Source organism: Mesorhizobium captivum, assembly GCF_033977165.1.
GTDB lineage: Bacteria > Pseudomonadota > Alphaproteobacteria > Rhizobiales > Rhizobiaceae > Mesorhizobium > Mesorhizobium captivum.
This window is the reverse complement of sequence record NZ_JAVIJB010000057.1, coordinates 1-13,595: the sequence shown is the minus strand read 5'-3', so window position 1 is coordinate 13,595 and position 13,595 is coordinate 1. Positions and strand designations below refer to the sequence as shown.

The 13,595-nt window shown below is 65.0% G+C and carries 11 protein-coding genes; 8 read left to right on the top strand and 3 right to left on the bottom strand.

The features are described 5' to 3' along the window. Window positions 1-70: 70 nt before the first annotated feature. Window positions 71-1,690, bottom strand: coding sequence for a GMC family oxidoreductase (locus RFM40_RS30420; protein ID WP_430691752.1), 1,620 nt, complete (start codon window positions 1,688-1,690; stop codon window positions 71-73). Window positions 1,691-2,078: 388 nt separating this feature from the next. On the opposite strand from RFM40_RS30420, the gene RFM40_RS30415 reads away from it, so the two are divergent. Genes RFM40_RS30415 through RFM40_RS30395 form a run of 5 tightly spaced genes read left to right on the top strand, consistent with a single transcriptional unit; the run spans window position 2,079 to window position 7,008 of the window. Then, on the top strand, window positions 2,079-3,353 hold the full coding sequence (locus RFM40_RS30415; RefSeq protein WP_320278822.1) for a flavin-containing monooxygenase: 1,275 nt from the start codon (window positions 2,079-2,081) through the stop codon (window positions 3,351-3,353). Window positions 3,354-3,388: 35 nt separating this feature from the next. Continuing rightward, window positions 3,389-3,829, top strand: coding sequence for a RidA family protein (locus RFM40_RS30410; protein WP_320278821.1), 441 nt, complete (start codon window positions 3,389-3,391; stop codon window positions 3,827-3,829). A gap of 5 nt (window positions 3,830-3,834) precedes the next feature. Then, window positions 3,835-4,509: a DUF1028 domain-containing protein gene (locus RFM40_RS30405; RefSeq protein ID WP_320278820.1), complete on the top strand. Its 675-nt coding sequence runs from the start codon at window positions 3,835-3,837 to the stop codon at window positions 4,507-4,509. A gap of 22 nt (window positions 4,510-4,531) precedes the next feature. Next, on the top strand, window positions 4,532-6,022 hold the full coding sequence (locus RFM40_RS30400; RefSeq protein WP_320278819.1) for an aldehyde dehydrogenase: 1,491 nt from the start codon (window positions 4,532-4,534) through the stop codon (window positions 6,020-6,022). Between the two features lie 50 nt (window positions 6,023-6,072). Continuing rightward, window positions 6,073-7,008, top strand: a complete 936-nt coding sequence (locus tag RFM40_RS30395; protein WP_320278818.1) for a LysR family transcriptional regulator — start codon at window positions 6,073-6,075, stop codon at window positions 7,006-7,008. A gap of 6 nt (window positions 7,009-7,014) precedes the next feature. Here RFM40_RS30395 and argE read toward each other — a convergent pair whose 3' ends face one another. Beyond that, a complete protein-coding gene (gene argE, locus RFM40_RS30390; protein WP_320278817.1) occupies window positions 7,015-8,172 on the bottom strand; it encodes an acetylornithine deacetylase in 1,158 nt (385 codons plus the stop codon). 316 nt (window positions 8,173-8,488) lie between these two features. Between argE and RFM40_RS30385 the strand changes: the two genes are divergently transcribed. After that, complete coding sequence (locus tag RFM40_RS30385; RefSeq protein WP_320278816.1) at window positions 8,489-10,558, top strand: oxidoreductase; 2,070 nt, start codon at window positions 8,489-8,491, stop codon at window positions 10,556-10,558. A 130-nt stretch (window positions 10,559-10,688) separates the two neighbouring features. Further along, a complete protein-coding gene (gene fghA / locus RFM40_RS30380) occupies window positions 10,689-11,525 on the top strand; it encodes an S-formylglutathione hydrolase (RefSeq protein ID WP_320278815.1) in 837 nt (278 codons plus the stop codon). A 30-nt stretch (window positions 11,526-11,555) separates the two neighbouring features. Here fghA and RFM40_RS30375 read toward each other — a convergent pair whose 3' ends face one another. Then, a complete protein-coding gene (locus RFM40_RS30375; RefSeq protein ID WP_320224402.1) occupies window positions 11,556-13,052 on the bottom strand; it encodes an HAL/PAL/TAL family ammonia-lyase in 1,497 nt (498 codons plus the stop codon). A 245-nt stretch (window positions 13,053-13,297) separates the two neighbouring features. On the opposite strand from RFM40_RS30375, the gene RFM40_RS30370 reads away from it, so the two are divergent. Beyond that, on the top strand, window positions 13,298-13,595 hold a 298-nt coding region (locus RFM40_RS30370), incomplete at its 3' end, for a caspase family protein (RefSeq protein WP_320278814.1).

Here is a 13,595-nt window from a genome sequence, read left to right as displayed (position 1 = left end):
CAGCGGTTTTCCGTCCGGAATTGCGTGAAAGCAGATGCCGATCGCGAAACGGCGAGGCAGTTTCTATCTTCTATCTGTCGCTCCGCCAGTTGGAGCCGAGGATCATCTCCGAAGCCTTCTGTCCGATCATCATGCTTGGCGCATTCGTGTTGCCGCCGATCAACTTCGGCATGATGGAAGCGTCCGCGACCCGAAGCCCGTCCACGCCGCGCACCCTAAGCGTCGCCGGGTCGACGACCGCCATCGCATCCGTTCCCATCTTGCAGGTCCCAACGGGGTGGTAAACGGTCAGCGCTTCGGCGCGCAGATAGGCGAGGATCTCGTCGTCGGTTCGGACGTCCTTGCCCGGAAGCATCTCCTTCCCTCGCACCGGATCGAACTCCGATGCGGCAAGGATCTTGCGCGCGATCTTGATGCCTTCGACCAGCACCATGGCGTCGTCTTCATCCGCAAAGAAACGGTGATCGATCAGGACGTCCCGGCGAGAACTGTGGCGTGACAATCTGATCTCGCCCACGCTCTTCGGTCTGAGCACGCAGGTGTGAACGGCGTAGCCGTGGCCATATTCGATCAGCCTGCCGCGATGGCTGCGATATCCGGGCACGAAGTGGAACTGGATGTCGGGAAGGCCGTTCGCGTGCCTGGTTTTCGTAAAGCCGCCGGCCTCGACATAGTTGGTGGTGAGCATGCCCTTGCGGCGCACAAAATACTGGAACGGCGCGGCGGCGATACGGGGCAGGTTGGCAAGCGACAGGCCGAATGTCATGGTGCTCCTGGAGCGCACGGTGATCATGCCGTCGACATGGTCTTGCAGGTTCTTGCCGACACCGGGCAGGTCGAGAACCGGCGTGATGCCGATCTGCCGGAGCTCGGCTGCCGGTCCGATGCCCGATGCCATCAGGATCTTGGGCGAATTGACGGCGCCGGCCGAGAGCACGATCTCGCGGCTGGCCGCAAGTATCTTTTGCTGGCCCTCATGCCGCACGCGCATGCCCGTCGCGTGCCCGTCGGCGATGACAAGGTCGATCACCTCGCATTGGCTGATCAGCGTCAGGTTCTTGCGATCGAGCACCGGACGCATGAAAGCGCTGAAGCTGCTGAAGCGCTGGCCCCTATCTTGCGTGACGTTGTAGATCCCGACGCCGAACTGGCTTTCGGCATTGAAGTCTTCATTTGCGGGCAAGCCGGCATTCTTGCCGGCCTTGACGAACATGCTTGAAAGCACGTTCGGATCGCGCGGGTTGTCGACCAGCAGCTCGCCGTCGCTGCCGTGATAGCGCGGGTCCTGAGCGATCAGATTGCGCTCCAGCTTCCTGAACACGGGCAGCACGTCGCTGTAGCTCCAGCCGGCGCAGCCGAGCCCGGCCCACTCGTCATAATCTTCGGCGGCGCCGCGAATATAGACCATCGAGTTGATGGAGCTCGACCCGCCCAGCGCCTTGCCGCGGTTGACAGGAATTTTGCGGTTGTTGAGATGCGGCTGCGGCACGCCGACGAAACAATAGTCGTAGTTCGGGTTGCCGTAGAGCGACAGGATGCCCGCCGGCACCTTGACCCGCAGGCTGTTGTCGCTTCCGCCGGCCTCTATCAGGCACACTCTGACCAACGGATCGGCGCTCAGCCGGTTGGCCACCACGCAACCCGCCGAACCGGCGCCGACGACGATGTAGTCATAGCTTTCAGTCTTCATGCCCAGCCCCTCAAGAATGCCGGCGCTCGAGGCATGGCGGAACCGGTCGCCGCGGAAGCGCATCCCTGTTCCGGCACTAGTACCGTGCCGACGTGTGTCCAGCTTCGCCCGCCACCTCGCGCGGCGCTGTCGATCCGACCGCTGGAACACTAGGTGCGCCTATCGGTGCGAGAAATTCGGAAATGGTTACGCGTGACTTCGGAGATTCGTTATGGGCGCCCACCGGCGCGTGCTGCTACTTGTGGACTCCAGTAGCGAGGCGATCGGATGACGCAATTGCTTGTTCGCACGGCGAAATGGGTCATCCAGGGTTGCATCTAGCCGCTGCCGGAAATCGGTTTTCATCCCGCGCGGCGGAAGCCGTCGGATGGTCAGAAAAGGACTGAGCATGTCGGTTGAGACGATAGACACGCTTGTCGTTGGCGGCGGCCAGGCCGGGGTGGCTATGAGCGAGCACCTGAGCAAATGCGGGGTGCCTCACCTGGTCCTTGAACGCGGCCGGATTGCCGAGCGCTGGCGCTCGCAGCGTTGGGACTCCCTGGTTGCCAACGGCCCGGCCTGGCATGACCGCTTCCCGGGCATGGAGTTTCCGCGGACGGGTCCCGATGGCTTTCCTTCCAAGGAGGAGGTTGCCGACTATTTTGTCGCCTACGCAAAGCAGATCGGTGCGCCGATCCGCTGCGGCGTGGAGGTCGAGCTTGTGCAAAGGAGTGTCGGCCGACCCGGATTCCGCGTCGAGACGTCGGACGGCGTGATCGAGGCCAACAGCGTCGTCGCCGCGACCGGACCATTCCAGATCCCCGTCATTCCGCCCGTCGTTCCTGCGGACGCGGGCGTCTTGCAAATCCATTCCAGCGCCTACCGCAACCCCGGGCAGTTGCCGAAGGGCGCGGTGCTGGTGGTCGGAGCGGGATCCTCGGGCGTGCAGATCGCCGACGAGCTTCAACGCGCCGGCAGGCGCGTTTATCTTTCGGTCGGTCCCCACGACCGTCCGCCGCGGGCCTATCGCGGGCGCGACTTCTGCTGGTGGCTGGGCGTTCTCGGCAAATGGGACCTCGAAACCCCAGGACCCGGCACGGAACATGTAACGATCGCGGTCAGCGGCGCGCGCGGCGGCGAGACGATCGATTTCCGTCGCCTGGCCGCGCAGGGGCTCACACTCGTCGGCATGACAAAGACGTATCAGGACGGTGTGATGAGCTTCGCGCCCGATCTTGCGAAAAACATTGCCCGCGGCGACGCGAGCCTGATGTCGCTGTTGGACGAAGCCGACGCCTATGTCGCTCGCAACGGTCTCGACCTTCCGGAAGAGCCCGCGGCCCGCCGTATCGACCCGGACCCAGAATGCGTGACCGACCCAATCCTCGAGCTCGATCTGGCCGAGGCTGGGATAACGGCGATCATGTGGGCGACGGGCTTTGCCGTCGATTACAGCTGGCTGAAGGTCGATGCCTTCGACGAGAAGGGCCGGCCAAGGCATCATCGCGGCGTCTCGACCGAGCCGGGAATCTATTTCCTGGGTCTGCCCTGGCAATCGAGACGAGGGTCGAGCTTCATCTGGGGCGTCTGGCACGATGCCAAGCACGTGGCCGACCGTATTTCGACGCAGCGAAAATATCTGGCCTACCACGCCGCCGCGAAGCGCGAGCCCGTGGACGCCTGACCAAAGCAGCGAGCCCGACCCTTATGGAGACCAAGATGGCGCATACACGAATTCGCACCTTCAACACGAAGGATACCTATCCCGAGCAGAAGCTCGACAATGATCTCTGCCAGGCGGTCGTTACGCGCGGCGGCCGGACCGTCTATCTGCGCGGCCAGTGCCCGCAGGACCTCGACACCGCGAAGACCATCGACAGTCACGATCCGGCCGAGCAGACCCACAAGGTCATGCAGAACATCAAGCAGCTCATCGAGGAGTGCGGCGGCACGATGGAGCATCTGGTGAAGGTGGTCGTCTACGTCACCGATGTCCGCCATCGCGAGGCCGTCTACCGGACGATGGGCGAATACATCAAGCGCGTCCACCCGGTCTCGACCGGCCTTGTCGTATCGGCGCTCGCGCGGCCGGAGTGGCTGGTCGAGATCGACGGCACGGCCGTCATTCCGGATGATGGCACCGCCATCATCCTGGACTGAGCGCCATGACCTTCTCCATCGTTGCACGCTGCAAGCGCACGGGCATGTTCGGGGTAGCGGTATCCTCCTCGTCTCCCGCGGTCGCGGCCCGTTGCGCCTACGCGCAGGCTGGCGTCGGCGCGGTCGCCAGCCAGAACGTCACCGACCCGACGCTGGGACCGCGGGCATTGGAGCTGATGGCGCGCGGCGCCTCCGCCACTGAGGCCGTCGCGATCCTGAAGCGCACGGCCGCCTACAGCGAATACCGGCAGGTTCTGGCGGTCGACGCGGCCGGCGGCAGCGCAATTCATTCGGGACCGAAAGCGCTCGGCATCTGGGCCGAAGCGCGCGGCGAGGATGTCGCCTGCGGCGGCAACCTGCTTTCGAACGACGGCATTCCCTCTGCCATGGTCGACGCTTTTTTGGCCTCCGAGGGAGACCTTGGCGACCGGCTGATCGCCACGATGCGCGCCGCGCTGAAGGCCGGCGGGGAGGCGGGGCCCGTCCGCTCCGCCGGCATGAAGCTGGTGCGCGATGTGTCATGGCCCGTCGCCGACCTGCGCTGCGACTGGACCGAGGATTGTCCGATCGAGCAGCTGGCGGCGCTGTGGGAGATCTACAAGCCGCAGCTCGATGCCTACGTCACCCGCGCCCTCAACCCGTCCGATGCGCCGAGCTACGGTGTTCCCGGTGACCAGTGATCCGACCCGTCTGGAGCCAGTGATGAGCGAACTCAGCCACAAGGACTGGATCGGCAAGGCGTCCGCGATCCGATTTCGCGACAAGGCGTTCATCGACGGCAAGGCAGTGCCGGCGCGCTCCGGCCGTACGTTCGCCAGCATCAATCCGGCAACGGGGGCGACGCTCGCCGAGGTCGCCTCCTGCGGCGAAGAGGACATCGACCTTGCCGTCGCTGCGGCGCGACGCAGCTTCGAAGCCGGCGTCTGGTCGCGAACGAGCCCCGCGCATCGCAAGGAGGTCCTGCTGCGGTTGGCGCAGTTACTGAGGGAGAACCTGCAGGAGCTCGCTCTGCTGGAATCGCTGGATATGGGTAAGCTGGTCAAGGATGCCGCTACCATCGACGTGCCGGGCTCGGCGGCCATCTTCCAGTGGTATGCCGAGGCGATCGACAAGGTCTATGACGAGGTGGCGCCGACGGGCCCGGGCGACCTAGCTCTGGTGCGGCGCGAGCCGCTCGGCGTCGTCGGCGCAGTGGTGCCGTGGAATTTCCCGCTCGACATGGCGACGTGGAAATGCGCGCCCGCGCTGGCGGCCGGCAATTCGGTGGTGCTGAAACCCGCCGAGCAATCGCCTTTCTCGGCGCTCAGGCTGGCGGAGCTCGCCATGGAGGCGGGCCTGCCGGCCGGCGTGCTCAATGTGGTGCCCGGCCTCGGCGAGACCGCCGGCCAGGCGCTTGGCCGCCATATGGATGTGGATTGCATTGCCTTCACCGGATCGACCGCCGTCGGCAAGATGTTCCTGCAATATTCCGGCCAGTCGAACATGAAGCAGGTCTGGCTGGAGACCGGCGGCAAGAGCCCCAATCTGGTGTTCGCGGATTGCGCCGATCTGGATGCGGCGGCAGACATGGCTGCCTTCGGCATCTTCTTCAACCAGGGACAGGTATGCTCGGCCAATTCCCGGCTACTGGTCGAGCGCGGCGTCAAGGATGCGCTGGTCGAGAAGCTGGCGGAGCGCGCGGCGGCGACCCAGCCTGGCGACCCTCTCGACCCGGCTTCCAGGATGGGCGCGATGGTAGACGCGCGGCATGCCGCGACCGTCATGCGTTTCATCGACAGCGGCAAGAAGTCGGCTCGGCTGGTCACCGGCGGCGGTCGGGTCGCCGTCGACGGTCGCGGCAGCTTCGTGCAGCCCACGATCTTCGACAATGTCTCGCCCGATGATCCGCTTGCCCGCGACGAGATATTCGGTCCGGTCTTGTCGGTCATCGCCTTCGACACCGAAGACGAGGCGCTCCGAATTGCCAACGACAGCATCTACGGTCTGGCTGCCTCGCTGTGGACAGACAGTCTGTCACGCGCCCATCGCATCGCCGAGCGACTTCGGGTCGGCACGGTCTCGGTCAACACTGTCGATGCGCTGAGCCCGATGACACCATTCGGCGGCTTCAAGCAGTCCGGTTTCGGGCGCGACCTGTCGCTGCACGCGCTCGACAAATACACCGCGCTGAAGACCACCTGGATCAAGTATTGAGGAGCGGCCGCGACTTGATTGCAGCGACCAAACGGGCATCATAGCCGCCCATGCCGCTCCGTTTCACGCTCAGACAGCTCGAATATTTCGTCGCCGTTGGCGAAGCCGGTTCGATCGCCAAGGCGGCCGAGCAGGTGAACGTCTCGCCGCCGTCGATCTCGGCGTCGATCGCTCAGCTCGAAGCGGAGTTCGGCGTCCAGCTCTTCGTGCGCAAACACTCACATGCGCTAGCGCTGACAGCGGGCGGGCGCCTGTTCCTCAAGGAAGCCGCGCGCTTGCTCAACGATGCGGACGCGCTGCACGACATTGCCGGCGATATCGCCGAAAAGGTGCGCGGACCGCTGGCGATCGGCTGCCTGCTCACTTTTGCGCAGATCGTGCTGCCGGCGCTGCGCCGGAAATTCGAAGATGCCTATCCGGATGTCCGCGTCAGGCAGTTCGAGCGCAACCAGGGGCAATTGTTCGAGATGCTGCAGCGTGGCGAAATAGACGCCGCGCTGACCTACGATCTCGAGCTGTCGCAGGACATGACGTTCGAGCCGCTGATCCAGTTGCCGGCCTATGTGATGCTGCCGGCCGCGCACCGCCTGGCGGCGCGGGCCGGCATCACGCCGGAGGAACTGGTCGATGAGCCGATGGTGCTGCTCGATCTGCCCTATAGCCGCGAATATTTCCTGTCGGCTTTCCAGCCCAAGGGCCTGCGGCCCAAAATCGCCGAGCGCACCGGCGACATCGCCGTGATGCGCTCGATGGTCGCCAATGGCTTCGGCTATGGCATCGCCAATATGCGGCCGCTCAACACGATGTCGCCGGACGGCAAATTGCTGGTCTTCGTGCCGCTGCTGGGCGACCTCAGGCCGCTCATGATGGGAATTGCGCTGCCCAACGCCGAGCACCGCACGCTGACGGTGCAGGCCTTCATCGACCACTGCCGCCGCTTCGTGGTCGAGCAGGGCGTCTTCGGCACCGAACGCATAGTCAAATGAGGAAGATCACGGCCAGCCGTCGGTGAGACGCGACAGCAGTCTCGTGAGCATCTCGTCGCAGCGTCGCAGTTGTTCGACGCTGACAAATTCGTCCGGCTTGTGCCCCTGCGCCATCGAACCAGGTCCGCAGACGACGGCCGGCGTGCCGAGATCGCGGCTGAACAATCCGCCTTCCGTGCCGAAAGCGACTTTCATGGTACTGTTGGCGCCGGTCAGCGATTTGACGAAAGCCACCGCTTCCGAAGCGGCCGGAGTGTCGAGGCCCGGATAGGTGTTGGTGATCTCGATGTCGATTGCGGCCTCGGGCGCGATCGAAGCGGCGTCGGCGGCAATGCGCGCCGCAGCAATGCGCAGCCTGTCGAGAATGCCGGCGGCATCGTCGGCGGCAACGTTGCGGATCTCGAAATCGACCTCGCAAAGATTGGGCACGATGTTGAGCGCCACCCCGGCGTTGATCTTGCCGACATGCACCGTCGTGTAGGGAATGTCGTAGTCGCCGTCGCAGGCGCCCTCGCGAGCCAGTCGCTCCTGCTCGTCGCGCAACACCCGCACGAAATCGCAGCCGAGATGGATGGCGTTGAGCGCCAGCGGGGCGAGCGCCGAATGGCCTTCCCGTCCCCGGCATATGGCGCGAGCCGCAAGCTTGCCCTTGTGCCCTGTCGCCACCTGCATGTTGGTCGGCTCGCCGACGATGCACAGCAGCGGGCGCTGCGGCGCCGCGCTCAGCATTTCGATCAGGTCGCGCACGCCGAGACATCCGACCTCCTCGTCGTAGGAGAGCGCCAGATGCAACGGCGTGCCAAGCGCCATCTTCGAGGCCTTGAGGCACGCCGCGAGCGCCGAGGCCACGAATCCCTTCATATCGGCCGCGCCGCGTCCGTAAAGCCTGCCGTCGCGCGCGGTCATCGCGAATGGAGGCAGCGTCCAGTTCTGGCCGTCGATGGGAACGACGTCAGTATGGCCGGACAGCATAATGCCGGGCTTATCGGCGGGGCCGATGGTGGCGAAGAGGTTAGCCCTGTGGCCGTCGGCGCTGGGGATGAGCTGGCAGGCAATGCCGTTCGCTCCGAGCAGGTCGGCCGCATAGCCGATGAGGTCGAGGTTGGAGTCGCGGCTCACCGTCGGGAAGGCGATCAGCCGTTCGAGGATACTGATGCTGTCCATGTCTCTTGTCCTTGCGCTACCGGCTGTGTACTTCGTGCCGCGGCGGCCCTGAAGTCGCATTTGGCTCAGCTCCGGTTTATCGCAAACTAATCCACGCAAGCGCGATTAGGCGCGTCCTAATCGGCACAGAAGAAATCCGTAGTTTTCCCGCGCTGGCGCCAACTTATGAGTAATCTCTGGATCAGGATGACGCTTCGTTGAATCGTCATCCTGATCCAACTCTTTGTTGGAGCATGATCTTTTCCGAAAACCGGTTCCCACTTTTCGGGATCATGCTCGGAGCAGCGGCAGCGCCAAGCCGAGAGGAAGGAATTACATGCGCGACCCACGCTACGACATTCTGTTCGAGCCGATGAAGATAGGTCCGGTGACGGCCAAGAACCGCTTCTATCAGGTCCCGCATTGCAATGGCGGCGGCTATCGCGATCCGTCGGCCGCCGCCGAGATGCGCCGCATGAAGTCTGAAGGCGGATGGGGCGTCATCTTCACCGAACAGACGGAGATGCATCACACCTCCGAGATCACGCCCTTCATCGAGCTCAGGCTATGGGACGACGCCGATATTCCGGCCCTGGCCAAGATGGCCAAGGCCATGCATGAGCACGGCGCGCTCGCCGGCATACAGCTCGCCTATTCCGGCATCAACGGTCCCAACCTCTACACCAAGGAGGTCCCGCGCGGGCCGTCGGCCCTGCCGATCCGCACCTTCACCAACGATCCTGTGCAGGCGCGCGCCATGGACAGAGAGGATATCCGCGACCTGCGCCGCTGGCACCGCAATGCCTTCAAGCGGGCCAAGCAGGCGGGTTTCGATCTGGTGTGCCTTTACGGCGCGCACGGCTTCGGCATCATCCAGCACTTCCTGTCGACCGCCACCAACCAGCGCAGCGACGAATATGGCGGCTCGCTGGAAAACCGCTCGCGGCTGATGCGCGAGCTGATCGAGGAAGGGCGCGACGCGATCGGCGACACTTGCGGCCTGACGCTAAGGCTGTCGCTGGACGAAATGATCGGCGAGCTCGGCTTCGCCAATTCGGAAGTTCGCGACATGATCGAGATGCTTGCCGACCTGCCCGACCTCTGGGATCTCGCCCACGGCGCCTGGGAGGACTGCTCCGGGCCGTCGCGCTTCAAGGAAGAGGCGGCGCAGGAAAGCCTGGTCTCCGGCATCAAGAAGCTGACCTCGAAGCCGATCGTCGGCGTCGGCCGCTTCACCTCGCCGGACATGATGGTCAGGATGATCAAATCGGGCACGCTCGACTTCATCGGCTGCGCGCGCCCGTCGATCGCCGATCCCTTCCTGCCCAAGAAGGTCGAGGAGGGCCGTATCGAGGATATCCGCGAATGCATCGGCTGCAACATCTGCATCACCGGCGACATGACCATGTCGATCTCGCGCTGCACGCAGAACCCGACCTTCATGGAGGAATGGCGCAAGGGCTGGCATCCGGAGCGCATGCAGGCCAAGGGAGACAGCGACAGCGTGCTGATCGTCGGCGCTGGGCCAGCCGGCCTGGAGGCCGCCCGCGCGCTCGGCCTGCGCGGCTATCAGGTGGCGATAGCGGAAGCGGGCACCGAGCTCGGCGGACGCGTGGCGCGCGAGTGCCTGCTTCCCGGCCTGTCGGCCTGGGGCAGGGTGCGCGACTACCGCCAGTACCAGCTCAGCCAGATGCCGAATGTCGACATCTATTTCGAAAGCCGGCTGTCGGCGGACGACATCCTGTCCTTCGGCTTCCAGAACGTCGCCGTCGCAACCGGATCGACCTGGCGGCGCGACGGCGTCGCCCGTGCCCATGTCGTGCCGATGCCGATCGACGCCGCCATGCCGGTCTACACGCCCGACGATCTGATGGACGGCAAGGTCCCTTCCGGCAATGTCGTGCTGTTCGACGACGACCATTACTACATGGGCGGTGTTCTCGCCGAGCTGATGGCGCGTCAGGGCGCAAAGGTGACCCTGGTGACCCCATCGGCTTACGTCTCTGACTGGACCCGCAACACGCTGGAGCAGGGCGCCATCCACCGTCGCCTGGCGGGATTGGGAGTGGGTATCGTCCTCAACAGGACCGTCACGACTATCGCTTCAGGCAGTGTCGTGACGGCCTGCGTCTATACCGGCGCGCGCCAGGAGTTGGCCGCCGATGCCGTCGTCCTGGTCACGTCGCGCAATCAGGACGATGCCGTCTGGCGCGAGCTCAAGGCCCGGGAAAACGAGTGGGCCGGCAACGGCATCCGTTCGGTCAAGGTTATCGGCGACGCCGAAGCGCCGGGACCCATCGCCTGGGCAACCTATGCCGGACACCGCTTCGCCCGCGAGCTGGACGAACCCGATATCGGCGACGCTCTGCCTTTCCGGCGGGAGGTGACGGCGCTGGCGGTCGACTAGCGGTAGAGGGAAGCGTCCGCCGATCCGCGGCACATTTTCCGAAATTGCAATTGTGTGAGGCGCAAGGTTGCGGGCGCGAGGTTCGGAGGCTATGCCGGATCCGACATTCCCTGACGAGAAGGCAGAACCGATGAAAGTTCTTTCCGCGTCCAAATCGCATGGCGGCGTCCAGGGCGTCTATTCGCACGTCTCGGAGACCTGCGCCTGCGACATGACCTTCGCCGTCTTCGCGCCACCCCAGGCCGCGGAAGGCCACGTGCCGGTGCTATGGTATCTGTCCGGCCTGACCTGCACCCATGCCAATGTCATGGACAAGGGCGAGTACCGGCGCCTGGCGGCCGAACTGGGCCTCGTCATCGTCTGCCCCGACACCAGCCCGCGCGGCCCTGATGTGCCGGACGAGAAGGACAACTGGCAGTTCGGCTGCGGCGCCGGCTTTTACGTCGACGCCACGCAGGCGCCCTATGCGAATAACTACCGCATGTATTCCTACGTCACCGAGGAACTGCCGGCGCTGGTCGCCGCGAACTTTCCGGTCGACATGTCACGCCAGGCGATCTTCGGCCATTCGATGGGCGGGCACGGCGCGCTGACGATCGCGCTGAAGAATCCGGAGCGCTTCAGGAGCTGCTCGGCCTTCGCGCCGATCGTGCAGCCGACGACGGCGGGCTGGTCGCGGCCGGCGCTCGAGAAATATCTCGGGCCGGACGAGAAAAGCTGGCGCGCCTATGACGCCACGCTGCTGATCGAGGACGGCCACCGGTTCGGCGAATTTCTGGTCGACCAAGGCACGGCCGACGGCTTCCTCCAGGACGGCCTTCGCCCATGGCTGCTGGAAGACGCCTGCAGGAAGGCGGGCATCGGCCTGACGCTTCGCATGCAAGACGGCTACGACCATTCCTACAACTTCATCTCGACCTTCATGGACGACCATTTGAAGTGGCACGCAGCGCGGCTGGCAAAGTAGAGGCAGGCGAGGGACCGGCGCGAGTTCTGATCAGAACCGCGGCCCCGCCACCATCCGCGCGATCCGCGTCATGTCCGCGCTCATCTCGCGGTCGTCGTCGAGCGGCGCGACCAGAGCGCGCACGGCGGCATAGCTGCGCCGCGGCCCGTCGCCTATGCTATCCACCACCCCGCGCAGTTCCACGCCGGTTGCCGCGAAGATCAATTCCATCGCAACGAGATAGCGCAGCCGCTCGATGATGCCTGCGGTCTTGGCCACCACCCGCGGCGCCATCGACGACTGGTCCTCGATGCCGTCGGAAACCGCGAGCGGGCTAAGCGACATCGGGTTGGCGAGGTGCCTGATCTCGGCCTCGAGTGCGGCGACCGGCTTCTGCAGTTCCGCGTAGCCCTGGCGGCTGCCGCCCCGGGCCGACAGGAAACGCGGCAGTTCCGCGACCGTCGGCGACATCAGCTTCATCGAGCGGTTGGCGGTCGCGACCGCGCAATGCGCGAGCGCCTGGCCTAGCTGTTCCCAGGCCAGCGTGAAGGCGGTCAGGTCGAAATTGCCGTTTGAAACGACTCTTTCGGCCGCCGGCAGGATCACCGGGTTGTCGCCCGAATGGCCAAGCTCGATCTCCGTCGCCTGCCTGGCCTGCTCGCAGGCATGCAGCAGGCCGCCCCACACCTGCGGCACGCAGCGGAAGCTCAGCGGATCCTGGAGGCGCCGCGCGGCGGTGTCGTGCCAAAGCCCGCTTCCGGCCAGCTCTGATCTCAGCCGCGCGCCGATCTCGCACTGACCGAATGCCGGCCGCGCCGCCAGCGCATCCTCGTCGATGGCTTTGAGGGAGGAGCGGAACGCCTCGTAGTTGAGAGCCACGGCTGCCAGCGACCAGTCGATGAGGCAAGCGACGTCCTCGAGGGCGAGGCATGCCGTTCCGGTCGAAAGGCTGTTGGCGACGATGATGGCGTGGCCGTCCTTCTCGCGCAGGTCGAGCGGCTCGAGCCCGGCAAGCTTCAGCGCTTGGGCGGCCGGCATGACCCTGCCTTGGAACTCGGCCTCGCCGTCGCCACCAAGCGCCCTCGCCATGTGGCCGAGCGGCGCGAGGTCCGCCGCCCCGATCGATCCCCAGGACGGGATCACCGGATGGACGCCGGCGTTGAGCGCCGCAAGCAGGCCCATGATGACGCGCTCGGAGGCGCCGGTGCCGCCGGCGGCCATGCCGGAGATGCGCGCCGTCATCAGCGCCCGCACCGCTTCGGTCGGCAGGGCAGGGCCGGCGCCCATCGAGTGGCTGAGCGGCACGCTGTGCTGGAAGGCGACCAGATCGGCCTCGGCCAGCGGCGTGTCGACACAGGCGCCAAGGCCGGTGGTGACGCCGTAGAGCGGCTTGCCGAGCTGGGTGAGGCGCTCGATGAGCGCCCGGCTGGCGCGGATGCGGCGCACGGCCTCTTCGCCAAGCACGAGGCGGGCATTGCGCCGCGCGATCTCGGCAACATCCGCCACGCTGAGCGACCTGGCGTCGAGGACTATCACTCTGGCTGTCATGTTCTTGCATCTATCCCAAGATCGGTGCCGCGCAAATGTGCCACGCCGCTCCTGGACGCAGCGCAGCGTCATTGCAGCCACCATGTCTCTGGAGTATTTTAGAACTTGATTGGATAAGACGCATGCCTGTTGTCGTTATGCATGCGGTCTGCCCCGGTCCCGGCAGATTGTGAACTCTTTAACAGACCCCGGCGCCGCAAGCTGCGTTCCTGCGGCCGACAGGTCATAGCAGTTAAGGATTTGCCATGCTGCGATGCTGCGCGTTCCTTGCAGCCTTGATCCTCATGGGCTTCACGGCGTTCGAAGCCCATGCCGATCGCAGGGTTGCCTTTGTGATCGGCAATTCCGAATACCGCGACATCCCGGCACTCAAGAACCCGGACAAGGATGCCGAGGATGTGTCGAACACGTTCCGGCTGGCCGGCTTCGACGTGTTCGTCGCCAAGGATCTCACCAAGCTCCAGTTCGAGGAGCAGTTCCGCAACTATCTTGCGGCGGCGGACGGCGCCGATCTCGCGGTCGTCTACTATTCGGGCCACGGCT